The organism is Streptomyces sp. NPDC055025 (genome assembly GCF_053608565.1).
On record NZ_JBSGVS010000003.1, the window covers coordinates 222162 to 246347 of the forward strand.

At 71.4% G+C, this 24186-nt stretch carries 19 protein-coding genes and 4 pseudogenes; 10 read left to right on the forward strand and 13 right to left on the reverse strand.

Annotation, left to right across the window (positions count from 1 at the left end; all coding sequences use genetic code 11):
* Nucleotides 1-32: 32 nt before the first annotated feature.
* The 6 genes from ACWGDX_RS03545 to ACWGDX_RS03570 all read left to right on the forward strand — a co-directional run bounded on the left by ACWGDX_RS03545 (nucleotide 33) and on the right by ACWGDX_RS03570 (nucleotide 5677).
* Nucleotides 33-1670 carry a penicillin-binding transpeptidase domain-containing protein gene (locus tag ACWGDX_RS03545; RefSeq protein WP_453621788.1) on the forward strand — a complete coding sequence of 546 codons (1638 nt, stop codon included), beginning with the start codon at nucleotides 33-35 and terminating at the stop codon, nucleotides 1668-1670.
* A gap of 290 nt (nucleotides 1671-1960) precedes the next feature.
* A complete protein-coding gene (locus ACWGDX_RS03550) occupies nucleotides 1961-2347 on the forward strand; it encodes a winged helix-turn-helix transcriptional regulator (RefSeq protein ID WP_453621790.1) in 387 nt (128 codons plus the stop codon).
* Nucleotides 2348-2529: 182 nt separating this feature from the next.
* Nucleotides 2530-3279: an SDR family NAD(P)-dependent oxidoreductase gene (locus ACWGDX_RS03555; protein ID WP_453621792.1), complete on the forward strand. Its 750-nt coding sequence runs from the start codon at nucleotides 2530-2532 to the stop codon at nucleotides 3277-3279.
* 85 nt (nucleotides 3280-3364) lie between these two features.
* Nucleotides 3365-4108, forward strand: a complete 744-nt coding sequence (locus ACWGDX_RS03560; protein ID WP_453621794.1) for an alpha/beta fold hydrolase — start codon at nucleotides 3365-3367, stop codon at nucleotides 4106-4108.
* 130 nt (nucleotides 4109-4238) lie between these two features.
* On the forward strand, nucleotides 4239-4745 hold the full coding sequence (locus tag ACWGDX_RS03565) for a YbaK/EbsC family protein (RefSeq protein WP_453621796.1): 507 nt from the start codon (nucleotides 4239-4241) through the stop codon (nucleotides 4743-4745).
* Entirely contained in the window at nucleotides 4742-5677 is a 936-nt protein-coding gene (locus ACWGDX_RS03570) for an EamA family transporter (protein WP_453621798.1), read from the forward strand. The genes ACWGDX_RS03565 and ACWGDX_RS03570 overlap by 4 nt, the downstream gene beginning before the upstream one ends.
* 3 nt (nucleotides 5678-5680) lie before the next feature.
* Here the strand turns inward: ACWGDX_RS03570 and ACWGDX_RS03575 are convergent.
* Nucleotides 5681-6436: pseudogene (locus ACWGDX_RS03575) on the reverse strand (SDR family NAD(P)-dependent oxidoreductase); the annotation flags it as partial.
* A 121-nt stretch (nucleotides 6437-6557) separates the two neighbouring features.
* Here ACWGDX_RS03575 and ACWGDX_RS03580 point away from each other — a divergent pair.
* Nucleotides 6558-7715, forward strand: coding sequence for a DUF1259 domain-containing protein (locus ACWGDX_RS03580; protein WP_453621800.1), 1158 nt, complete (start codon nucleotides 6558-6560; stop codon nucleotides 7713-7715).
* An 8-nt stretch (nucleotides 7716-7723) separates the two neighbouring features.
* On the opposite strand, the gene ACWGDX_RS03585 is transcribed toward ACWGDX_RS03580, so the two are convergent.
* The 4 genes from ACWGDX_RS03585 to ACWGDX_RS03600 are packed head-to-tail and all read right to left on the reverse strand — an operon-like array spanning nucleotide 7724 to nucleotide 11812.
* Nucleotides 7724-9073, reverse strand: coding sequence for a serine hydrolase domain-containing protein (locus ACWGDX_RS03585; RefSeq protein WP_453621856.1), 1350 nt, complete (start codon nucleotides 9071-9073; stop codon nucleotides 7724-7726).
* 54 nt (nucleotides 9074-9127) lie between these two features.
* Entirely contained in the window at nucleotides 9128-9928 is an 801-nt protein-coding gene (locus ACWGDX_RS03590; RefSeq protein ID WP_453621802.1) for an energy-coupling factor ABC transporter ATP-binding protein, read from the reverse strand.
* A complete protein-coding gene (cbiQ, locus tag ACWGDX_RS03595; RefSeq protein WP_453621804.1) occupies nucleotides 9925-10686 on the reverse strand; it encodes a cobalt ECF transporter T component CbiQ in 762 nt (253 codons plus the stop codon). Before cbiQ ends, ACWGDX_RS03590 begins: the two co-directional genes overlap by 4 nt.
* Nucleotide 10687: 1 nt before the next feature.
* Nucleotides 10688-11812 (reverse strand): energy-coupling factor ABC transporter permease, encoded by a 1125-nt coding sequence (locus ACWGDX_RS03600; protein WP_453621858.1) that lies wholly within the window; start codon nucleotides 11810-11812, stop codon nucleotides 10688-10690.
* 325 nt (nucleotides 11813-12137) lie between these two features.
* Between ACWGDX_RS03600 and ACWGDX_RS03605 the strand changes: the two genes are divergently transcribed.
* Entirely contained in the window at nucleotides 12138-12551 is a 414-nt protein-coding gene (locus ACWGDX_RS03605) for an SsgA family sporulation/cell division regulator (RefSeq protein WP_365901434.1), read from the forward strand.
* A gap of 217 nt (nucleotides 12552-12768) precedes the next feature.
* Here the strand turns inward: ACWGDX_RS03605 and ACWGDX_RS03610 are convergent, their stop codons facing one another.
* Together ACWGDX_RS03610 and ACWGDX_RS03615 are read right to left on the reverse strand one after the other, a co-directional pair.
* A complete protein-coding gene (locus ACWGDX_RS03610) occupies nucleotides 12769-15006 on the reverse strand; it encodes an MMPL family transporter (protein ID WP_453621806.1) in 2238 nt (745 codons plus the stop codon).
* A 97-nt stretch (nucleotides 15007-15103) separates the two neighbouring features.
* The gene (locus ACWGDX_RS03615) at nucleotides 15104-15676 is read right to left on the reverse strand and encodes a TetR/AcrR family transcriptional regulator (protein ID WP_453621808.1); all 573 of its coding nucleotides are present in this window, start codon (nucleotides 15674-15676) and stop codon (nucleotides 15104-15106) included.
* A gap of 197 nt (nucleotides 15677-15873) precedes the next feature.
* Between ACWGDX_RS03615 and ACWGDX_RS03620 the strand changes: the two genes are divergently transcribed.
* A complete protein-coding gene (locus ACWGDX_RS03620; RefSeq protein WP_453621810.1) occupies nucleotides 15874-19314 on the forward strand; it encodes a S41 family peptidase in 3441 nt (1146 codons plus the stop codon).
* Nucleotides 19315-19449: 135 nt separating this feature from the next.
* On the opposite strand, the gene ACWGDX_RS03625 is transcribed toward ACWGDX_RS03620, so the two are convergent.
* The 6 genes and pseudogenes from ACWGDX_RS03625 to ACWGDX_RS03650 all read right to left on the reverse strand — a co-directional run bounded on the left by ACWGDX_RS03625 (nucleotide 19450) and on the right by ACWGDX_RS03650 (nucleotide 23499).
* Nucleotides 19450-19791 carry a hypothetical protein gene (locus tag ACWGDX_RS03625; protein WP_453621812.1) on the reverse strand — a complete coding sequence of 114 codons (342 nt, stop codon included), beginning with the start codon at nucleotides 19789-19791 and terminating at the stop codon, nucleotides 19450-19452.
* An 84-nt stretch (nucleotides 19792-19875) separates the two neighbouring features.
* Nucleotides 19876-20090, reverse strand: a pseudogene (locus tag ACWGDX_RS03630) (short-chain dehydrogenase); the annotation flags it as partial.
* Between the two features lie 58 nt (nucleotides 20091-20148).
* Nucleotides 20149-21069, reverse strand: coding sequence for an alpha/beta fold hydrolase (locus tag ACWGDX_RS03635; protein ID WP_453621860.1), 921 nt, complete (start codon nucleotides 21067-21069; stop codon nucleotides 20149-20151).
* Nucleotides 21066-22493: pseudogene (locus ACWGDX_RS03640) on the reverse strand (flavin-containing monooxygenase); the annotation flags it as partial. The pseudogene ACWGDX_RS03640 and the gene ACWGDX_RS03635, both read right to left, overlap by 4 nt.
* A gap of 16 nt (nucleotides 22494-22509) precedes the next feature.
* Nucleotides 22510-22977: pseudogene (locus ACWGDX_RS03645) on the reverse strand (exodeoxyribonuclease III); the annotation flags it as partial.
* Between the two features lie 111 nt (nucleotides 22978-23088).
* A complete protein-coding gene (locus tag ACWGDX_RS03650; protein ID WP_453621862.1) occupies nucleotides 23089-23499 on the reverse strand; it encodes a rodlin in 411 nt (136 codons plus the stop codon).
* Nucleotides 23500-23706: 207 nt separating this feature from the next.
* Here ACWGDX_RS03650 and ACWGDX_RS03655 point away from each other — a divergent pair, with 207 nt between their 5' ends.
* Nucleotides 23707-24117, forward strand: a complete 411-nt coding sequence (locus tag ACWGDX_RS03655; RefSeq protein ID WP_453621864.1) for a rodlin — start codon at nucleotides 23707-23709, stop codon at nucleotides 24115-24117.
* Nucleotides 24118-24186: the final 69 nt, after the last annotated feature.

Below are 24186 nucleotides of genomic sequence, written 5' to 3' on the forward strand. Positions count from 1 at the left end.
TCAGGGGGCTCCTGGGGAGGGGGACTGCACAGATGCGCAGTGGAGCGAAGGTCGCCATAGTCGGCGGGGTGTTCGCCGTGGTCGCGGGCGGGGTGGGGTACGGCGCGTACAACGTCTACAGCGGGCTCACCGGCGGCAACACGGACAGCACCACCACATCGGCGACACAAGAGATCAAGACCGGGCCGCTGAGCGCCGACGAGATCGACAAGGCCGCGAAGGACTTCCTCGCCGGCTGGGCCGGCGGGGACGACGGCACGACCGTCGCCCAGCTCACCAACGACCCCACCGCCGCGGCGCCCGTCATCGACGGCTACCGCGACCTGGCCCATGTCACCCGCGCGGTGATCACGCCGGGCCCGGCGGTGGGCCCCAAGGTGCCGTTCACCGTCAAGGCCACGGTGACCTTCGGCGGCGCGAGCAAGCCGTGGGCGTACAGCTCCGAGCTGACCGTGGTGCGCGGACTGACCACCGGGCGCCCGCTGGTCGAATGGGCCCCGTCCGTGATCCATCCCAAGCTGACGGACACGACCCATCTGGAGACCTCCGAGGCGAAGGTCCCGCCCATCAAGGCGGTGGACCGCAACGGCATCACGCTGACGAAGGAGAAGTACCCCTCGCTCGCGTCCGTCCTGGACCAGCTCCGGGAACGGTACGGCGCCGACGCGGGCGGCTCGCCGGGCGTCGAGCTGTCGCTGAGGAGCGACGGCGACACCGTGCCGGGGCAGACCCTGCTCACCCTCGCCAAGGGCGAGGAGGGCACGCTGCGCACCACGCTGGACGCGAATGTGCAGGCGGCCGCCGAGCAGGCGGTGAAGAAGTTCAGCGAGGCGTCGGTCGCGGCGGTCAAGCCCAGTACGGGCGAGATCCTGGCGGTCGCCAACAACCGCCAGGACGGCTTCAACGCGGCCATGCTCGGCAAGCAGGCGCCCGGCTCCACGATGAAGATCGTGACCGCGGCGATGCTGATGGAGAAGGGCCTGGCCGACGCGAACCGGCCGGCCGAGTGCCCGCCGACCGCCATGTACCAGGGCCGTACGTTCCAGAACCTGGACGGTTTCTCGATCGAGGGCGGCACCTTCGCGCAGAGCTTCGCCCGTTCCTGCAACACCGCCTTCATCAAGCTGATCGACGACACCCATGACGACTCGGCGCTGAAGAACGAGGCCGAGCAGGTCTTCGGCATCGGCCTCGACAACTGGAAGACGGGGATCGCCTCCTTCGACGGAAGCGTGCCGTCGGCGGTGGGCGGCGAGGCGGCGGCGCAGTACATCGGGCAGGGCACGGTCCAGATGAACGTGCTCAACATGGCGTCCATCACCGCCACCGCGAAGAACGGCACGTTCAAGCAGCCCGTCATCGTGCCACGCTCGCTGGACGACCGCGCGCTGGCCACCGCCGCGCGCTCGCTCCCGTACGCGGTGGCGCAGCAGCTCCGCGACATGATGCGGCTCACGGCGACGAGCGGTACGGCGGCGAACGCGATGTCCGGACTCGGCGGCGACAAGGGCGCGAAGACCGGCTCGGCGGAGGTCGACGGCCAGGCCACGTCGAACAGTTGGTTCACCGGCTTCCAGAACGACGTGGCCGCGGCGGCGGTCGTCCAGTCGGGCGGCCACGGCGGAGACGCGGCGGGCCCGGTGGTGGCGGCGGTACTCGCGGCGGGCTGACCACGCGGTCCGGCCACGGGCGGCGGGTACGGGGAAACGAACCCCGCCCGCCGCCCCGCCGCCGTCCCGCTGCCCCGCCCGCCGTCCCGCCCCGCCGACGTCACCCGGCGGCACGCTCCCCCGGGCACGCTCCCCCGCCAGGCCCACCACCGTGAAGTGGCCCGTCTACCACCGTGAAGTGGCCCGTCTCCACGCCGAGTTGCGTCGCCAGGAGATGGGGGTGGCACAGACGGGGGTGGTATACCGTGGATACCGGATATCGGGGAGACGAAGGCCACCACGGAGGCACCATGACCACCATCCCGGCCGACGCCGATACGGCGCTGCCGCGTGCCGTCCTGCTGCGTGAGGTGCTGGCCCGGCTGGGGGACAAGTGGACGGTGATCGTGATCTGCCGTCTCAACGCGGGTCCCCGCCGCTTCAACGAACTGAAGCGGTCGGTCGACGGCATCACCCAGCGGATGCTGAGCGCCACCCTGCGCCGGCTGGAGCGGGACGGGCTGGTCAGCAGAACCGTGACACCGACCGTGCCGCCGCAGGTGGAGTACGCGCTCACCGACGCCGGACGCAGCCTCCACTCGGTCCTCTACCCCCTGGCCCACTGGACCGACGAGCACCTCGGCTATATCGAGACCTCACGGGCGGCCTACGACGCCGTCTCGCCCCCGTCGGACTGAGACGGGACCCGGGTCCGGCGCCGGCGGAGGGCCCTCCGGCCCGGCCCGGTGGTGTCAACGAGGGAACCAGGGCACCTTTTTGTGCCCTCTTGAAGCAATTGCCGGGGTTGAACAGAGTGGAAGGGCACCCAACGGCCGCCATTGAGCGGCCCCTTCCCCTCAACCCCCGCAAAGGACACCTCGTGGGCAAGCTCGTATCCCGTACCGCCGTGGTCACCGGTGGCACCAAAGGCATCGGCCGTGGCATCGCCCTGGCACTGGCCGCCGAGGGAGCCTCGGTGGCCGTCGCCTACAGCCGGGACGACCGGGCCGCCAAGGACGCGGTCGCCGAGATCGAACAGCACGGCGGCAGGGCGCTGGCGGTGCGCGCGGATGTCTCCCGCGCCGATCAGGTCGCCGGTCTCTTCGCCCGTACGGTCCAGGAGTTCGGCCCGGCGCACATCCTCGTCAACAACGCGGCCGTCTTCTCCTTCCAGGCGATGACGGAGATCACGGAGGAGGAGTTCCACCGGCAGTACGGGACGAATGTCCTCGGCCCGGTCCTGACCACGCGGGCGTTCGCCGAACAGGCCCCCGAGGAGAACGCGGCGATCATCAATGTGACGACCTCCGGCATGGCGCACAACCGCCCGGGATCCGCTCTCTACACCTCGACCAAGGCCGCGTTGACGACCATGACGAGGATCTCCGCGAAGGAACTGGCCGGACGGGGGATCCGGGTCAACGCGCTCGCCCCCGGGGCCACCGACACCGAAGGCGCCCGTTCCCTCGGCGTGATCGGCAGCGACATGGCGGACGAACTGATCGCCGCCACTCCCCTGGGCAGACTCGGCCGGCCCGAGGACGTCGCCGCCGTGGCCGTCTTCCTCGCCTCCGACGACTCGGCCTGGATCACCGGAGAGGTCATCCACGCCGACGGCGGAGGCCACTAGGTCCTCTTCCGATCTTCCGATCCTCTCTTCCGATCCTCCGACGTGGTCCGGGGGCGTTGTCAGACCCCTCCGCTAGGTTGCCGTCATGACCGAATTCGTACTTGTCGCAGGCGCGTGGCTCGGATCCTGGGCGTGGGACGAGGTGGTGCCGCCGCTGCGTGCGGCCGGCCACGGCGTCCACCCGTTGACGCTGTCCGGCCTCGCGGAGAAGCGGGGCGTGCCGGCCGGGCAGCGGACCCATGTCCAGGACATCGTGGACGAGGTCGAAGGCCGGGATCTGCGCGATGTCGTCCTGGTCGGGCACAGCTACTCGGGCATCCCGGTCGGTCAGGCCGCCGAGCGGATCGGCGACCGGCTGGCCCGTGTGGTCTTCGTCGACTCCGAGGTTCCGGCCGACGGCGAGTCGTTCGTCTCCGGCTGGTGGGAGGGCCCGGCGAAGCTGGAGGCCGCGATCGCGGGGAACGGCGGCTTCTGGGCACCGCTGACGGCGGGCGACTACGCCGGCCAGGGTCTCACCGATGAGCAGATCACCCGGATCGTCAGCGGCTCGACGCCCCACCCGGGTGCCTCCCTGTCCGAGCCGGCCGTGCTGACACGGCCGCTCGGAGAGCTCCCGGCGACCTACATCAAGTGTCTGCTCGACGGACCGGAACCGAGCGAGGAGGTGGCCCGGTTGCTGACCGGTGAGCACTGGCGGCTGGTGGAGATGGACACCGGCCACTGGCCGATGTTCTCCCGTCCGGGCGAACTGGCGCGGATCCTCCTCGACGCGGCCGGCACCGGCGCCGCGGCCGACACCGCCGACTCGGCCGACACCGCCGGGGAGTGACCACGGGCCCACACGCTCCACGGACCCACACGCCCACACGCCCACACGCTCCATGGGTCTCGCCGCCAGGGTCTCCCACCGGAGGAAAGCCGGTGGTACGGGCCGTGCCGTGACCGCTAGCGTGCGGCACATGAGCACTTCCGACACCACCGCCTCCGCCGCCCACCCCCGTTTCGCCAAGGCCCTGCGCGAGTTGGGCCTCGATGAGATCAAGGGCCGGATCCGCCGCTTCCCCGACGCCACCCGCACCGCCGCGGAGGCCGCCGCCGCGATCGGCTGCGGTCTGGGCGAGATCGTCAAGTCGCTGGTCTTCGAGGCGGACGGCGTGCCCGTACTGGTCCTGATGGACGGTGCCTCACGGGTCGATGTGGAGCGCGTACGGCGGGAGTTGGGCGCGGCGGCCGTGAAGCGGGCCGACGCCGAGGTCGTACGGGAGACCACCGGATACACCATCGGCGGCGTCCCGCCCTTCGGGCACCGTACGAAGACCCGTGTGCTCGCCGACCGGGGGCTGCTCGCCCACGCCGTGGTGTGGGCGGCGGCGGGCACACCGCACACGGTGTTCCCCATGGAACCGGCATCCCTGGTCGCGCACGCGGGCGGCACCCTGGTGGACGTACGCGAGCGCAAGGCGTGACACCGCTCGTCGCCGTCGCGGTCCTGGTCGCCGCTCTCACCCACGCGGCCTGGAACGCCATCGCGCACACCATGAAGGACCAGCTTGTCGCGTTCACCCTGATCGGCGGCGGCGCCGCGGCGATCGGCGCGGTGATCGCCTGCTTCGCGCCGCTGCCGCACCGGGCGGCCTGGCCGTACATGATCGTCTCGGCGCTGCTGCACATCGGCTACCAGGCGCTGCTGATGCGCTCGTTCAGCCTCGGCGACTTCGGCCAGATGTACCCGATCGCACGCGGCACGGCGCCCTTGGTGGTCACCGTGCTGGCGGCGGTCTTCGTGGGCGAGTCCCTGGACACCTGGCAGGCGACGGGTGTGGCGGTCGCCTCGGCGGGACTGCTGGGCGTCGCGCTCTGGGGGATACGGGGCTCGGGGACGCGAGGAACGCGAGGAACGGCTGACACGACGGACACGACGGGGACAGCGGGGAAGACGGGCACGGCAGGCACGGCGGGGCACGGGCCCCACTGGGCCGCGCTGCTCGCCGCGGTCGCGACCGGTCTCTCGATCGCCGCGTACACCGTCGTGGACGGCCTGGGCGTACGGAACTCGGGCTCACCGATCGGCTACATCGCCTGGCTGATGATCCTGGAGGGCGCCCTGATCCCGGCGTACGCCCTGTACACCCGCCGCGCCCGGCTGCTCCCCCAGCTCCGCCCCCACGCCTTCCTGGGCCTGCTCGGCGCGGCCCTCTCCATGCTGGCCTACGGTCTGGTCCTGTGGGCCCAGACCCGCGCCCCTCTCGCACCGATCGCGGCACTGCGCGAGTCATCCATCATCGTGGGCGCGGCGATCGGCGCGCTCTTCTTCAAGGAGCGCTTCGGCACCCCGAGGATCGCGGCGGCGGGCCTGATGGTGGTGGGAATCGGTCTCATGCTGCACACCGCCGGCTGAGCCCAGCGCCTGCCGCAGACCCACATTGCTCGTCAGCAGCCCGCCGTCCACCGGCAGCGTCACCCCCGTGATCCACGCCGCGTCCCGGGACGCCAGGAACGCCACCGCCGACGCCACATCGCCCGGTGTGCCCACCCGGCCCATCGGGTAGTGCGGCGCCGCGCGGCCCAACTCAGCCTCCCGGCCCGCCCAGGCGTCCGTGGCGATCGTGCCCGGGGCGACGAGGTTCACGCGGACACCCCGTGGCGCCGCGTGGCCCGCGAGGGTACGGGTGAGGCTCGCCAGGCCCGCCTTGGCCGCGCTGTAGGCGTGATTGCCGAAGTCCTGCTCGCCGTTGACGGACCCGATCGTGACGATCGCGCCCCGGCCCGAGGCGACGAGGTGCGGAAGCGCCGCGCGGGCGCAGCGGAACGCGCCCGTGAGCGTGATGTCGAGATCCCGCGCCCAGACCTCGTCCGGTTCGTCCTCGAAGAGCGGGGCGTCCGGCGCGCACGCGTAGGCGTTGTTGACCAGCACGTCCAGTGAGCCGAAGCGCTCCACCGCGTAGGCGACCGCCGCCTCCACCGACGAGCGGTCGGCCACATCGCATCCGTACGCCACCGCGCCCGGGATGGTCTCGGCCGCCCGTGCCGCCCGTTTCTCGTCCAGGTCCGTCACCAGGACGCGCGCGCCCTCCTCGGCCAGCCGGCGCGCGGTCGCCTCGCCGATGCCGCGTCCCGCTCCGGTGATCAGTACGCCGTATCCCTCGAAACGTGTCATGCGGCGATCATGTCGCCGACCGGGCGCCCCGCACCAGAGTTCCCCGGGCGTCCGGGCGTCCCTCATGGATCGCGCGCCCCGTCGGATCATGTTTTGATCGCGTCACGGAGGTACAAAGGTGATGAGCGGAGACGCGGAGCACGAAACCAAGACGGACAACACCAGGACGGACAACAGCAGGACGGATGAAACCGGCGCGGACAGACCCGCCGCGGACGGCCCCGGCGCGAACGGAGCCGACGCACCGGACACGGCAGCGGCAGCGGCGCCCCGCCGGCGACTGCTCGTCGCCGCCGCGCTGGCACCGGTGTTCGCCGGTATGGGGACGATGGTCGCCCAGGCCGAGCCGGCGAGGGCCGACGCGACCGAGGTCCCCGGGGCGAAGGAGGGGATGGAAGGGGGCGGCGGCCCCGCGCATCTCACCCCGGTGCCCACGACGACAGGGCACTGGAAGGAGGTCGCGGACGTGCTGGGCCGTCCGGGCAGCCTCGTACGCGGCCTCTTCTACCACACCCGCTTCGCACGCGACGATCTCAAGGTGGTCTCCTACGGCGTCGAGGTGGCGCCCGAACTCGCCCTGGGTTCCCACATGGCCTTCGTCCGGTACAGCGACGACAGCGTCCTGGTCATGGGCGATCTGAATGTCACCGAGGACGAACTCCAGAAGGTGATCGACGCGTTGGCCGATCACGGAATCGCGGTGACCGCCCTTCACAAGCATCTGCTCGCCCACTCACCCGACGTCTGGTGGACCCATATCCACGGTCACGGGGACGACCCGGTGCCGCTGGCCCGCGGGCTGCGCGCGGCCATGGACCGGACGTCGAGCCCGCCCGCCCGGCCGACGGGACGTCCGCCGCGGCTCGATCTGGACATCGATGCGATCGAGGCCGTGATGGGCGTCAAGGGCGACAACGACCGCGGGATCTACAAGTCCGTCTTCGCCCGCCGCGAGCCCATCATCGACAGGCACCTGGTGCTGCCCCCGGGCCTGGGGGCCACCTCGGCCTTCAACTTCCAGCCCCTGGGCGGCGGCCGGGCCGCGCTCAACGGCGACTTCGCCATGGTCGCCGACGAGGTACAGGACGTCCTCACGACACTACGGCGCGGCGGCATCAGTCTCGTCGAGGTCCACAACCACGGGCTGACGGAGGAACCGCGCCTGTTCTTCACCCACTTGTGGGCCGTGGACGACGCCGTCAGGATCGCCGAGGCGCTGCGCCCCGCCGTGGACCTCACCAACGTCGTACCGGTCGGCCCCGAGCGCGATTACGGGTGACCCTGCCGTCACGCCTCCGGCCGCACCGACGGCACCGAGCGCACCGCCCGCACCAGAGCCTGTGCGCGGGGGTCCGCCGTGACCCCCTTGCGCATACCGTTCGTCACATACCCGAACGCGATCCCCGACTCGGGGTCCGCGAAGCCCAGCGAGCCGCCGCGCCCCGGATGTCCGAAGGAGCCGGGGCCGAGCAGCGGCGCCGCCGGTCCGTGCAGCATGTAGCCCAGACCGAAGCGGGTGGCGACGACCAGGACCCGGTCCGGGCCCGCCGACTCCTCCGTACGCGCCAGGGTCAGCGTGGCGGGCGCGAAGAGCCGGTGGCCGTCGACGGGGCCGATCATCGCGGCGTAGCACCGCGCCAGGGCACGCGCCGTCGAGATACCGCCGGAGCCGGGGAGCATGGCGGCCCGGTACGCCGGGTCGTTCTCGTCGGGCCGCGGATCGATCACCCCGAACGCGCGGCGGGTGAGCGAGTCCGTGTCCCGGTACGCCTCGGAGACCGACCGCTTGGGCCGTAGCCGCAGCGCGCCGCCGGACGCGGCCGGCTCCGTCAGCCGTCCGATCCGCCCCACCCGGTGGGCCTCCTCGGCCGGCAGCCCGACCCAGAAGTCCAGCCCCAGCGGACGGGCGATCTCCTCGGCGATCCACCGGCCGACACTCCGCCCGGTGACGCGCCTGACCAGTTCGGCGATCAGCCAGCTGTAGGTGTGCGCGTGGTAGCCGTGGTCCGTGCCCGGTTCCCAGAAGGGCCGCTGGGCGGCGAGCGCCCGCGCCCCCGACTCGCCGTCGAGCGCCTCGGCCGGGGTCAGCGGCCGGTCGAGCACGGGTACGCCCGCGCGGTGCGAGAGGAGATGCCGTACGAGCACCCGCTCCTTGCCCGCGGCCTTGAACTCCGGCCAGTACGTGCCGACCGGGGCGTCGAGATCGATCTGTCCGCGCTGGTGCAGCAGGAGCGGTACGGCGGCGGCGACGCCCTTCGTCGCCGAGCGGACGATCTGGGCGGTGTCCACCGCCCAGGGCGCCGGATCCGGGACACGGCCCTCCGGCACCCGCCCGGGAGCGCCCCCGTCCGTCCCCGTACCCGTACCGCTACCCGCACCGATGCCGAAAGCCGTCCCGCTACCGGAACCCGTACCGATGTCCGTCCCCGTACCGGTGCCCGCGACCGCTCCCGCTCCCGCTCCCGGCCCCCGCGCCGCTCCGTCCACATCGCGCGTGCCCGCCCACAGGTCCACGACCTTGCGCCCGTCCTGGAAGACGGCGACCGCCGCGCCCCGTTCACCGAGCCGCTCGAAGTTCCGTACGAATGCGTCCCTGACCGGCTCGAAGCCCGCCGCCACCGTGCCCTGGACGTCCACGCCCGCGCCACCCACCCCGTCATCGCGCGCCACACCCCGGCGGCGTGACCCCCTCTATGGTGCAACGTGTCCGGGCGACACGGAACGCGGGTCGAATCCGAACGGCAGCTCCAGCCGGTGCGCGGCCATCAGCTTCTCGTCGCCGAGCAGCCCGTGCGTGGGTCCGTCCGCCACGATGACACCGTCGCTGAGGATCACCGCGCGGGGGCAGAGTTCGAGCGCGTACGGCAGATCGTGCGTGACCATCAGCACGGTGATGTCCAGCGACCGCAGGATGTCGGCGAGTTCACGCCGGGACGCCGGATCGAGATTGGACGAGGGCTCGTCGAGGACGAGGATCTCCGGTTCCATCGCCAGTACGGTCGCCACGGCGACCCGGCGCCGCTGCCCGAAGGAGAGATGGTGCGGCGGGCGCCCCGCGTACTCCGCCATCCCGACCCGGCCCAGCGCGGTGACCACCCGTGCCTCCAGCTCGGGCCCGCGCAGTCCGGCGGCGGCCGGGCCGAACGCCACGTCCTCCCGTACCGTCGGCATGAACAACTGGTCGTCCGGGTCCTGGAAGACGATGCCCACCCGGCGCCGGATCTCGGCCAGATTCCGCTTGGCCACCGGCAGCCCGGCGACCGCGACCGAACCGGCGCCCGCCGTGAGGATCCCGTTGAGATGCAGGACGAGCGTGGTCTTGCCGGCGCCGTTGGGGCCGAGCAGCGCGACCCGCTCACCGCGTCCCACGGTCAGATCGACACCGAAGAGGGCCTGATGGCCGTCCGGGTAGGCATAGGCGAGCCCGCTGACCTCAAGGGACGGCGGGGCCGGCGCCGGGGGTCCGGCGGAGGGGACGGAAGAGACGGTCATAGGGTCCAGCCAAGCAGACAGACGGCGAGCGCCGTCAGCGGGAGGGCGGCGGCGTGGGCCCACTGCGCCCGGGACGCGGTCACCTCGTCGATGACCGGCATGGTGCCCGTGTACCCCCGGCTCACCATCGCCAGATGCACGCGTTCACCCCGCTCGTAGGAGCGGATGAAGAGCGCGCCGGCGGATTTGGCCAGCACCCCCCAGTGCCGCACGCCCCGCGCCTCGAAGCCGCGCGAGCGCCGGGCGATCGACATCCGGCGCATCTCGTCGGTGATGACATCGCCGTACCGGATCATGAAGGAGGCGATCTGTACGAGCAGCGACGGCAGCCTCAGCCGCTGGAGGCCGAGCAGCAGGGAACGCAGCTCGGTCGTGGACGCGAGGATCACGGACGCGGCGACGCCCAGGGTGCCCTTGGCGAGTACGTTCCAGGCCCCCCAGAGACCGGGCACGCTCAACGACAGGCCCAGGAACCGGACCTGGTCGCCCGGGACCACGAACGGCATGAGCACCGCGAAGGCCACGAACGGGATCTCGATCAGCAGCCGGCGCAGCAGGAATCCGGCGGGGACACGGGCCACCGCGGCGACCACCGCGAGCAGCACCCCGTAGAGCACGAACGCCCAGACCGCCTCGCGCGGGGTGGAGACCACCACGATCACGAAGCAGAGGACGGCGGCGAGCTTGCAGTGCGGGGGCAGCCGGTGGACCGGCGAGTGCCCGTGCCGGTAGAGCTTGTGGGCGTGACCCGCGCCCATCTCAGGCGTTCCCGCCGACGGCGGACCCGGTGGACGGGGACCCGGCGCTCCCGTGACGGCGGCGGCGCACCGCCCAGAAGACACCGCTGCCCACGGCGACCGTGGCGCCCACACCGATCACCCCGGCGAGACCGCCGGAGAGCCGGGCGTCGGAGATGTCCTCGACCCCGTAGTCGGCGAGCGGGGAGTCGGCGGAGGCGTGCTCCTCGGTCTTGCTGTCGATGCCGTGGTCCGCGGCGACCTTCTCCAGACCGTCGGGGTCGGCGGAGGCGTAGAAGGAGACGAATCCGGCCAGGACGAGGGCGGTGACCAGGCCCGTGGCCCAGAGCCGCCGGGGCGAACGCGCGACCGGCGTCCCCGTCGCGGCCCCGGTCCCGGCCCCGGAGGCGGCGGGCGTCCCGGCCACGGCGGCCGCGGCGGGCACGGCCGCCGGCGCGGCGTCCACCAGCTCCCCGCCCACGCGCAGCTTCAGCGGCGCGGTGAGCCCCCGGGCGCCATGGACCAGGTCGGGCCGTACGGCGATGACGGCGCCGACCGTCAGCGCGGTGATCACGGCCTCGCCGATCCCGATGAGCACATGGACACCGACCATCGCGGTCAGCACCTTGCCGATCGGTACGTCCGTCGTCCCCCCGACGGCGTAGATACCGGTGAAGGCGAGGGCCGCGGCCGGTACGGAGACCAGCGCGGCCACGAAGGCGGAGACGGTCACGGAACGGCGGGTGCGCGGCAGTACCCTCACCAGGCCGCGGAAGAGCGTGTACGAGACGACGGTCGTCACCACGGCCATGACCGTGATGTTCACACCGAGCGCGGTGAGCCCGCCGTCCGCGAAGAGGATGCCCTGCATCAGCAGGACGACGGAGACACAGAGGACCCCAGTGAAGGGACCGACGAGTATCGCGGCCAGCGCCCCGCCCAGCAGATGGCCGCTCGTACCGGCGGCCACGGGGAAGTTGAGCATCTGCACGGCGAAGATGAAGGCGGCGACCAGTCCGGCGAGCGGCGCGGTGCGCTCGTCCAGCTCACGGCGCGCGCCGCGCAGACTGACCGCCACGGCACCCGCGGCGACGACGCCGGCGGCGGCCGAGACGGGCACATCGATGAATCCGTCGGGGACATGCATGAACGGGCTCCGCTTCCTGCTGGTGGTGCGCGCGAGGGGTGCGCCGGGGGTGCGGCGGGGGGTGACGAGCAGTTCCAAAGTAGAGCCCTGTTGCGAACAGTTCGCAAGAGCAGGTTGTACGCGAGTTGCCGTATCGGTGATCGGCCGATACCAGTTCCGGGAAAATTAGGGATAAATGCATATTCTTTGTAGGATTAAGTACTAAACCTCTCTCAAATGGAGGAGGTTTGCTCCAGTTCCCGAGGCGAGCCCAGCCGCCGTAGCAGCCGCACCCGCGTCCCCAGCCGTGTTCGCGGCCACCGCAGCAGTGCAGAGGAGCCAGCCGATGTCCCCCGTCGTCGAGCAGCCCGCCAAATGCCGTCTCATCACGGACGCCCCCCACCACAAGGCCGTCTCCGTCACCCTTCGCTACGACGGCGACGACCCGCTCGCCATGCGCATCGTGTTCCCGGCCGAGGTCTCCCTCGACGACAGAGAGGTGGTCTGGGCCTTCGCCCGGGATCTCCTCGACGAGGGCCTGCGACTCCCCTCCGGCGACGGCGACGTCCAGGTCTGGCCGTGCGGCCGGGCCCAGACCGTACTGGAGTTCCACTCGCCGGAAGGCGTGGCGATGGTGCAGTTCGACTCGGCGCCGCTGCGCAGGTTCCTGCGGAGTTCGTACGCGATGATCCCCGCGGGCGAGGAGCGCCACGACATACAGGTCGACAACGAACTGGGCAGGCTGCTCCACCGGACATGAGCGACCCGGGGACAGCACGACGGCCCGGTCCCACACCTCGCCCAGGAGGTGTACGACCGGGCCGTGCGCGTCGCTCCGGCTCCCGTCCCCACGGCTGCCGGCGCGTACCGGGACCATGCGCCGCTCACGCCGCGGTCCCGGCGTTCAGGGTGGGACCGTCGTCCCCCGGTGTTCCCGGGACGTCCCCGGTGGTTCCGGAGGACTCGGTCCCGGCGCGTCAGACGCCGACCAGCTCACGCTCCGGCCCCGGACCGCCGTCCGCACCGGCCGTGTCCCCGAGCCGCTTGCGCAGCGCCTCGCCCTCGACGTCCACATTGGGCAGCGCCCGGTCCAGCCAGCGCGGCAGCCACCAGGCCTTCCCGCCGAGCAGCGCGAGCACCGCCGGCACGATCGCCATCCTGACCACGAACGCGTCGAAGAAAACGGCGATCGCGAGACCGAAGCCGATCATCTTGATCATCGACTCGCTGGAGCCGATGAAGCCCGCGAAGACGGCGATCATGATCACCGCCGCGGCCGAGACCACCCGGGCGCCGTGCCGGAAGCCGGTGACGATCGCCTCGCCGGGCCGCTCGCCATGGACATACGCCTCGCGCATCCGGGTGACCAGGAAGACCTCGTAGTCCATGGCCAGACCGAACACCACGCCCACCATGAAGATCGGCATCATCGACATCACCGGACCGGTCTGCTCGACCCCCAGCAGCCCGCCGAGCCAGCCCCACTGGAAGACCGCGACCACCGCGCCGAGCGCGGCGACGACGGAGAGCAGGAAGCCGAGCGCCGCCTTGAGCGGTACGAGCACCGACCGGAAGACCAGCATCAGCAGCAGGAAGGCCAGTCCGACGACGAGCGCGAGATACGGGATCAGCGCGTCGTTCATCTTCTCCGAGAAGTCGATGTTCATCGCGGTGGCGCCGGTGACCAGGACCTCGGCCCCGCTGTCCGCCGCGATCCGTCCGCCCGTGTCACGGATGGAGTGGACCAGGTTCTCGGTCTCGACCGACGACGGACGGTCCTCGGGGATCACCGTGATGGTCGCGGTGTCGCCCGCCTTGTTGAGGGTGGACGGGGTGACGACGGCGACGCCGTCCATCTTCTTCACGGTGTCGGCGACCTCGGTGGCCGCCGCCTTGGCGTTGTCGTCGGCCCTGCCGTCGACCACGACCATCAGCGGTCCGTTGAAGCCGGGGCCGAAACCGTCGGAGAGCAGGTCGTACGCCTTGCGCTGGGTGGTGCTCACGGGCTGCGAACCGTCGTCCGGCAGGCCCAGTTCCAGCGAGGTGGCCGGAAGGGCGATCGCCCCGAGCCCGAGGACGGCCGTGATCAGTACGGTGACGGGCCGGCGCAGCACGAACCGCGCCCAGCGGGTGCCCAGATTGGGCTTGTGCCCGGCGTGGTGGTGGTGTCCCGCGGCCTGGCTCTCCAGCGCCTGGCGGGCCTTGCGGCCGTGCACCCGCTTGCCCGCGAAGCCGAGCAGCGCCGGGATGAGGGTGAGCGCGATGAGGACGGCGATCACGACCGTACCGGCGGCGGCGAAGCCCATCTTGCTGAGCATCGGGATATTGACCACGGCGAGACCGACCAGCGCGATGACGACCGTCAGCCCGGCGAAGACCACGGCGGACCCGGCGGTGCCGACGGCCCGTCCCGCGGCCTCCTCGCGTTCTCTGCCCTCGGCCAGTTCGGCCCGGTAGCGGGAGACGATGAACAGCGCGTAGTCGATACCGACCGCGAGGCCGATCATCATCGCGAGGGTCGAGGTGGTGGAGCCCAGGTCCAGGACATTGGCGAGCGCGGTGATCGTGGAGATACCGATACCGACCCCGATGAGCGCGGTGAGCAGCGGAAGCCCGGCGGCGATCAGCGATCCGAACGTGATGACGAGTACGACCGCCGCGATGGCCACCCCGATGATCTCGGTGGCGCCGGTCTCCGGGGCGGCCTGGAGCGCGTCACCGCCGATCTCCACCGCCATCCCCTGCGCCCGCGCCTCGGCGCCGGTCTCCTCCAGTGCCGTCCGGGTCTCGTCGGTCAGCTCCATCGAGGCGACCTTGTACGAGACCGAGACATACGCCGTCGACCCGTCCTTGGAGACCGCGTTCGCGGTGTACGGATCGGTCACCGAGGAGACCTGGTCGGAACCGCCCGACAGCTCGTCCACGATCGCGCGGACCTCGGCCTTGTGGCCGGCGTCGGTCATCTTCTCGTTCGCGGGCGCCTTGAAGACCACCCGGGCGGTGGCGCCGTCGGCGCTGCCTCCGGGGAAGCGCTGTTCCAGCAGGTCGAAGGCCTTCTGGGCCTCCGTTCCCGGGATGGAGAAGGAACTGGACGTGGGCGTGGACGCGGAGACGGCACCGACTCCGGCGAGCGCCAGCAGTGCCACCCACAACAGGGCGACATAGTGGCGGCGCCGGAAGGCCAGCCGTCCGAGCTTGTAGAGAAACGTGGCCACGAGGGCGTACTCCCGGTCTATCGATGGATCAGGGCATGGGGAGCCGGCCCGACGGCGAGAGCGGCACTCGTCAGGTGAGGGGTCCTGCGGGGGACGGTCAGACGCCGAGGGAGGGGAGGACCACGGCGTCGAGATACGACCTGAGGAAAGTCCGGTCCGGCGACCGGTCCTCGATCAGCTGCCGGGCGACGAAGGCGCCGACCAGCATGTGTGTGACGTATTTGAGCGCGGGGTTGTCCGCGGCGATCTCGCCGCGGTCCACGGCACGTCGCAGCAGCGTATGGAGTCCGTTGATCTCGGGCTCGATCAGCAGCTCGCGGAGCGCCTCGTGGAGGTCGGGATTGTTGTGGACGGCACGGAACAGGCCCCGCATCAGCGCGGAGTCCCGTTCCATCTGGCAGTCGTCGCCGGCCGCGAACAGCGCGTGGAAATCGCCGCGGAGCGAACCGGTGTCGAGCTGTTCGAGACTGACGGGCTTGTTGTGCCGCATGGCACGGACGACCAGCTCGGGCTTGCTCCCCCACTGGCGGTAGAGGGTGGCCTTGCTGGACCGGGTACGGGCGGCGACGGCGTCCATGGTGAGGGCGTCGTAGCCGACCTCGCGCAGCAGATCGAGCACGGCACCGTACAGCTCGGCTTCGCGCTCCGGCGTAAGCCTGCTGCGTGCCATGACCCCGACCTCCCGAACGAAACTGTTTCGTACAGTACGAAGATAACCCGGCGGAAAGCGAAACGGACCCGTTTCGTTTGTGGCTTGCGCCACAGCCGCGGCACACCACCCGCACCACGCGCCGCAGGCGCGCCACGGTCCCCGCCGGGAGACGAGGCGCAGAGGCGGATCGGGCTCGGAAAGGGCAGCATTGGGGGGTGAGTGACGACGTCGCGTATCTTCGCTTCCCGCACCTGCACGACGACTTGCTGTGCTTCGCCGCCGAGGACGACCTCTGGGTCGCCCCCCTCGCACCGGCAGGGCATCGGCCCGAACGCGCCTGGCGGGTGACCGTCGACCGCACCAGAGTCGGTCACCCCCGCTTCTCGCCCGACGGCCGCCATATCGCCTATACGACCTGGCGCAGCCTCGACCCCGAGATACATCTGGCCCCGGTGGACGGCGGACCGGCCCGCCGGCTCACCTACTGGGGCGCCACCGACACCCGCGTCTGCGGCTGGACGCCCCCCGACAGCGACGGCGACTCCCAGATCCTCGCCGTCTCCTCGCACGGCCGGCCGTTCTCCTACTTCGCCTGGGCCTACGGCCTCCCCACCGACGGCTCCCCCGGCGGCGCGCTGCCCTGGGGCCCGGTCAACGACATCGCCGTCGCGGACATCGGCGGCGAGCACCGTACGCTCCTGCTCACCGGCAAGCCGCCGCACGAGCCCGCCGCCTGGAAGCGGTACCGCGGCGGGGCGATGGGACGGCTCTGGCTGCACGGCAAGCGGCTGCTCGCGGACCTCGGGGGCCATCTCGACTGCCCGATGTTCGTCGGCGGACGTATCGCGTTCCTCTCCGACCACGAGGGCGTCGGCAATCTCTACTCCTGCCGTCCCGACGGCACCGGGCTGCTCCGCCACAGCGACCACGACGCCTTCTACGCACGCCACGCGTCGTCCGACGGCCGCCGGGTCGTCTACCAGTGCGCGGGCGATCTCTGGCTGGTCGACTCGCTGACCGCCGATTCCGTGCCCCGCAAGCTGGACGTACGGCTCGGCGGGCAGCGGGCCGGGCGCCGGGGCTACCAGGTCCCCGCCTCCAGCCACGTCAACGGGATATCCGTGGACACGACGGGCCGGGCGAGCGCCGTCTCCGTACGCGGCAGCCTGTACTGGCTCACCCACCGCGACGGCCCGGCCCGGACGATCGCCGACACCCATGGCGTACGGGTCAGGCTCCCGAAGATGCTCGGCAGCGGCGGCCAGGTCGCCTACGTCACCGACGCGGACGGTGAGGACGCCATAGAGATCGCGTATCTGCCCCGCGCGAGCGGGGACCGGCCGCCGCGCCGACTGGCGTCCGGACAGCTCGGCCACGTACTGGAGATGGTCGCCGACCCGGACGGCGAGCGGATAGCGATCGCCTCCCACGACGGGAGGCTGCTGCTCGTGGATGTCACGGAGGAGGAAGAGGAAACGCGGGCGGAGGCGGAAACGCAGGCGGAGGGGTCCGAGGAAACGCAGGAGGGAACACCCGCACCCGAACCGGCGTCGACACCGGCACCGGAACCGGCACCGGAACCGGCGACACCGCCACCGCCGCCCGCCCCCGCACCGGCCCCGGCCCCCGCGCCCGGCCGCGTCACCGAGCTCATCCACTCCGTCAACGGACCCGTCGCCGATCTCGCCTTCTCGCCCGACGGCGACTGGCTCACCTGGTCCCACCCCGGTATCGGCCGCTCCCTGCGCCAGATCAAGCTGGCCAAGATCGCCGGGAGTTTCGCCCGCACGGTCGTCGATGTCACCAACGGCCGCTTCGAGGACGAGAATCCGGTCTTCACCAGCGACGGCCGCTATCTCGCGTTCCTGTCCTGGCGCGGCTTCGACCCGGTGTACGACGTGCACACCGGCGACCTCTCCTTCCCGCTCGGCTGCCGCCCCTATCTCGTACCGCTCTCCTCCGCCACCCCGTCGCCGTTCGCGCTGTCCCCGGACGGCCGCCCCGCCGCGGGCGGACTCGACCCGTCGGACAGCGAGTCCGGCGACGGTACGGTCACGGTCGAGGTCGAGGGTCTGGCGGAACGGGTCACCCCGTTCCCCGTCACCGCGTCCAAGTACTCGGCGCTGCGCCCGGTCAGCGGCGGCGGTCTGGTCTGGCTGCGCTGGCCGATCTCGGGCGCGCTCGGCGAGACCTTCGCCAACCCCGCGGACATGTCGGGACGCCCCACCCTCGAACACTTCGACATCGTCAAGGCCCGTAAGAGCGAACTCGTGGACCATCTGGACTGGTTCGCGACCAGCGGTGACGGCACCAGGCTGGTGGTCGTGGACGACGGCGAGCTACGGGCCGTACCCGCCACCGAGCCGGGCGACGGCGACTCGACGGTCTTTCTCGATCTGCGCCGGATCCTGCACGACGTCGACCCCGGCGCGGAGTGGCGCCAGGCGTTCGACGAGGCGGGCCGCATCATCCGCGCGTACTTCTGGGAGCCGGGGATGTGCGGTATCGACTGGGACGCTGTCCTCGCCCAGTACCGTCCGCTGGTCGAACGGGTCGCCTCCCCCGACGAGTTCGCGGATCTGCTCCGTGAGGTCCTCGGCGAGCTGGGCACCTCCCACGCGTATGTCACCCCCGCCCGCCGCAACGAGGGCCCGCCGCACTACCAGCGCCCGATCGGACTGCTCGGCGCCAATCTGGTCTGCCGGGACGGCGCCTGGGTGATCAAGCGGATCCTGCCCGGCGACTCCTCCGACTCCAAGGCCCGCTCGCCGCTCGCCGGTACGGGTATCCGCGAGGGGGCGGTCCTCAGCCATGTCGACGGCCGGCCCGTCGATCCGGTGACGGGCCCCTATCCGCTGCTCGCCGCCGCCGGAGGCACCACGGTCGAGCTGACCTTCCGGCCCGCCGGGGGCAAAACCCCCTCCCGCCGGGTCGCCGTCGTCCCGCTCATCGACGAACGCCCGCTGCGCTACCAGGACTGGGTGGCCAAACGCCGTGCCGTGGTACGGGAGATCAGCGGCGGCCGGTGCGGCTATCTGCATATCCCCGACATGGGCGGCTCGGGCTGGGCGCAGTTCAACCGCGATCTGCGCCTTGAGGTCTCGCGGCCCGCGCTGATCGTGGACGTACGGGGCAACGCGGGCGGCCATATCAGCGAGCTGGTGGTGGAGAAGCTCAGCCGCAGGATCATCGGCTGGGATCTGACGCGTGACGCCCAGCCCGTCTCGTACGCCTCCAACGCGCCGCGCGGCCCGGTCGTGGCGCTCGCCGACGAGGCGACCTCCTCCGACGGCGACATGATCACCGCCGCCTTCCGGCTGCTGAATCTGGGCCCGGTGGTGGGCCAGCGGACCTGGGGCGGGGTCGTCGGCATCACGGGACGCCACCGTCTCACCGACGGCACGGTGATCACGGTGCCGATGAACGCGGCCTGGTTCGACGCGTACGGCTGGTCCGTGGAGAACCACGGTGTGGAGCCCGACATCGAGGCGCTGCGCACCCCGCTCGACTGGGCGGAGGGCCGGCACGCCCAGCTCGACGACGCGGTGTGGGTGGCACTGGATCTGCTGGCGGGGCAGCCGGCCTCGACACCGCCGGGGTACGGAGCCGTGCCCGATCTGCGCCGTCCCCCGCTGCCGCCGCGCGAGACGGGCTGAGAGCCGGACGGAACGTAAGGACGGAACGTAAAGAAGGCGCACCCGGCGAACCGGGTGCGCCTCTTGTCAGACACTCAAGCCCTCAAGCCCTCAGGCACTCAAACCCTCGGACACTCAAGCCCTCGGGCCATTCGCTCAGGCGTCGAAGTGGTCGTCGAACTCGTCGCGCGCGTCCTGCGCCCTGCGGGGCGACTGGTTGTCGCGGTCCTGGGCACGGTCGTTGCCCTGCGGGTTGCGGCCCGCCTGTCCGTGCTGACCCGGCTGGGCCGGCTGAGCCGGCTGCTGCCCGTGCCGGTTCGGCTGGCCCTGGCCCTGACCCTGCTGGCCCTGACCCTGGCCCTGCTGGCCCTGGCCCTGGCCCTGACGGCTCTGCTGTGAACGCGGGGACTGGTCGTCCCTCTGGTTGTCGCCCATCTGCGCCTTCGCCCGGTCTCCGAGCTCTTGCGCCTTGTCCTTGAACTGGTCGGAAATGCCCATGGAATTTCAACTCCTGGAAGAGGTGGGGGGTGGGGGGTGGGGCCTCGACCAGACTTACATGCCACGACATTCCGCGCATTTCGATCAGTCACGCTGTGTGTGCTCACGCTCGTCGGCGGCCCCGCCCGCACCCACAAGTCCCTTGCGCACCACGGCCGGACGCGGTGCGAAGCGCCTCATCTCCCGCCCGGCCACCACTGCGCGCAGACATGCGCCGGGCGCCGCTCCGTCCCCGCGACGATCCGGCCGGCGGCCGGCCCGAGCGGATACGTACGGTTCGCCGGCCAGCGCAGCCGCCGGCACCGCGCGCCGCGCCCGTGACCACCGCGACCCGGCCTTCGAGATCCCCGCCCCGGCTCATGCCGCGTCCTCCCTCGGCCCGACATGGGCGGCGGCCAGCTCACGGATCCCGGCCGTGACGGCCTCCGGCGCCTCCACCGGCGTCATATGCCCGGTCCCCGCCAGTACGGTCAGACCGGCGCAGTCGGGCAGCGCGGCGGCCAGCGCCCGTGACTGGACCGGCGGGGTCAGCCGGTCCGCGGTCCCCACCAGTACGGCGGTGGGCACCCTCAACTCCCCTACGTCCGCGTCGAGATCGAGCTCGCCGAGCACCCGTGACCAGGCGACCCGGGAGACCCGCGGACAGGCGTGCACGATCCTCGCGCACCGGGCGATCCGCTCCGGCGCGGCTCCCGGACCCATCGTCCCGTAGCGCAGGATCCGCCTGGACAGCGGTGTGACGGGGCCCAGCGGGGTGCGGGCGCCGAGAACGAGCCGGGTGAGCCGCGTCCGTACCCGCCCGGCGCGCATCGGTACCACCAGCGCCTCGGCGACCAGCCGCGAACTGCCCGTGCTGCACAGCAGCGCGGCGGCGGCGTGCTCCCGGAAGGCGGGCCTGCGCGCGGCGGCCATCACGGCCATACCGCCCATCGAGTGCCCGGCGAACACGGCCTGTTCGCCCGGTGCCAGGGTGGCGGCGAGCACCGCCTCCAGATCGTCGGCGAGCGCGTCAGTGGAGTACCCGCTCGGGCCGGGCAGCGGCGTACGGCCGTGTCCGCGCTGGTCGTAGACGATCACCCGGTGGTCGGCGGCGAGGTCCTCGATCTGCGCGGACCAGAAGCGGATGGAGCAGGTCCAGCCGTGGACCAGTACGACGGCGGGCCGGCCCTCGGGGCCGAACACCTCGATATGGACACGGGATCCGTCGGCGGAGACGGCGGTCGTCGCGCGCCCCCCGGGCGGGCGGCCGGGCGTGTTCGCCGTCCGCGTCGCGCTCATCGGACGGCCTCCCTCGCGCCGCTCCCGCCGGCGCACCCCGCGACATCCGTGTGCGGTCCCGCGGCGCGGATCACCTCGTACTCCGAGAGATCGACGCGGCGCGTGGCCCTGCGGAACTCCGTTGTCGTACCGGGCCAGATGGTGGTGTTGCGTCCGTTGGCGTCCAGGTACCAGCTCGTGCAGCCGCCCGTGTTCCACACGGTCCGCCTCATCCGCTCCTGCACCCGGTGGTTCCAGGCGCGTACGGCCGCGGGCCGGGCCGCCAGCGCCGCGCGTCCGCCGACAGCGCCGAGGCCGTCGAGCTGCCGCAGATAGTCGGCCATATAGGCGAGCTGGGCCTCGATCATCAGAATCATCGAGGAGTTCCCCAGACCGGTGTTGGGGCCGATGATCGTCATCCAGTTGGGGAAGCCGGCCGCGGTCGCGCCGCGCAGCGACTCCATACCGTTCCGCCAGGTGTCTGCGAGCGTGCGCCCGTCGGCGCCGACGACCCGTTCGGCGATCGGCATGTCCGTCACATGGAAGCCGGTCCCGAAGATCACGGCGTCCGCCTCGCACTCCGTACCGTCCGCGGCGACGAGCGTCGAGCCGCGCACCTCGGCGAGGCCCGAGGCGATCACATCGACATTCGGCTGCGCGAGCGCCGGATAGTACGAGCTGGAGAGCAGGATGCGCTTGCATCCGATGCGGTACGAGGGGGTCAGCACGACCCGCAGCTCGGGGTCCTTGATCGCCTTCGCGATATTGGCCTTGGCGAGGGCCTCGACGAGCCCGAGTTCGTTCGGCCGCTTGGTGAACGACTGGACCTGCAACTCCCTGATGCCCCAGAGCAGTTTGCGCCGTACGGTGCCGGTGAAGGGCAGCGCCCGGTGCAGCCGGCGCTCGGCCGCGGATATCGCGCGGTCCGCGCGCGGCATCACCCAGGGCGGGGTCCGCTGAAAGAGCGTCAGCCTGGCGGCCTCCCGCTGGATCGCGGGGACGATCTGGACCGCGGAGGCGCCGGTGCCGATCACGGCGACGCGCTTGCCGCGCAGCTCGTAGTCGTGGTCCCAGCGCGCCGAGTGGAAGACCTTGCCCGGGAATCCGGCGAGCCCGGGGACCTCCGGGATCCGGGGATCCGACAGCGGCCCGGTCGCGGAGACCACCACCTCCGCGGTGAAGTTCCCCCGCGAGGTCTCCATCTCCCAGTGCAAGGCGTCGTTGTCCCAGCGCATCAGCCGGACCTCGTGGTGCAGCCGCAGATGCGGCCGGAGTCCGAAGGCGTCCGCGATCCGCTCCAGATAGGCCCTTATGTGCCGCTGCCCGGAGAAGACGCGCGGCCAGTCGGGGTTGGGCGCGAACGAGAACGAGTAGAGGTGCGACGGCACATCGCAGGCACACCCCGGATAGCTGTTGTCCCGCCAGGTCCCGCCGACCGAGCCCGCCGGCCTCCTGGTGGGCGATGTTCCAGTCGCCGCAGACCAGCACCTCACGCCCGTCGGCGGCGGCGCGCTTCCTCAGCTCCGCCAGATACGGGAGGAACCCGTCCATGAACCGGACCTTCTCGTCCTGCCGCTCCGTGCCCACCTCGCCCGACGGCAGATAGAGGCTGGCCACCGTGACACCCGGCAGATCGATCTCGGCGTACCGCCCGCTCGTGTCGAACTCCGCGCTGCCGAATCCGGTCCGCGTACGCTCCGGCTCCCGGCGCGAGAGGAGCGAGACACCCGCGCGGCCCTTGGCCGCCGCCGGGGCGTGCAGGACGTACCAGCCCTCCGGCTCCCGTACGGCCTCGGGCAACTGCCCCGGCTCGGCCCGTACCTCCTGGAGGCAGACCACATCGGCGGAGGTCTCCGCCAGCCACTCCACGAAGCCCTTCCTGGCGGCGGCTCGCAGGCCATTCACATTCACGGATGTCACGGTGAGCATCCCGGCACACTACCCACCCGCGGGACCGGCGCCGGCCGCCCCCGGGGTGACCCGCGCCGCACATGACGGAGGCCCGGTCCGGCGCACTGCCGGACCGGGCCTCTGTGGGCGTCAGTTGTTGCCGACACCGTTCCCGGACAGGACCGGGATGTCGTCCAGGATGTGCGACAGCGGCTCGTCGCCCTTGGCCTGGGTGGAGTTCTCGACACACTGCTGGTTCTGCGGCGACGACAGGATGTTGACGTCCTGGACCGCGATCGGCACAAGACCGATGAGGGAGCCGGCGTTGAGCTTGGCGGGCAGACCGATGCAGGGCTTGTTCAGCGAACCCTGGATGAGGGCCATCTGCGGGCTCATGTGGCCGTACGTGGCCGAGTTGCCGTAGGCCTGCCAGGCGCCGTTCCCGCTGGCGGAGGTGGTGCCGTTGTCATTGCCGATGGCCAGCGCCTGCGGAGCGGCGGCGGCCGAAACGCCGACGACAGAGGCAGCGACGGCCGCGCCGGCCATGACCTTCTTGAACATCACGATGGGTCCCCTTCTGACTGATGCCCCAAGTCCCCGGGGCCCCCTGAGCAACTTCCCACCGCGGGTTTGGTTCTGGACGTTCACTCCAATGGCCTATTACCGGCGATCAACAAGCCGATCGAGTGAAGCACCGGAACCAAACCGTGGACACGCGGTTGTCCAGGTCGCTCCACATGCATTTCTTGAGAAAAGGAACACAAAGTGATCAAGAAGATTATGGCCGGCGCGGCCGTCGCCGCCTCCGTGGTCGGCATTTCGGCTGCGGCGGCGCCCACCGCGCTCGCCATCGGCGATGACAGCGGCACCACCTCCGCCAGCGGCAACGGCGCCAAGCAGGCCTTCGGCAACTCCTCGACCAAGGGCAAGATGAGCCCCCAGCTGGAGCTGGTCCAGGGCTCGCTCAACAAGCTCTGCGTCGGCCTGCCCGCCAAGGCCAACGTCGGTTCGCTGGTCGGCCTCCTCATTCCGGTGGCCGTCCAGGACATCAACGTCCTGGCCTCCCCGCAGAACCAGCAGTGCGCGGAGAACTCCACGCAGGCCAAGGGCGACGAGCCGCTGTCGCACATCCTGGACGACATCCCGGTCCTGTCCGGGAACGGTACCGGCAACAACTGATCCGTACACGTTCGACCGCCCGGACCGCGTTCCGGGCCGACGGGCCGGCCGGGGCAACGACGCCCCGGC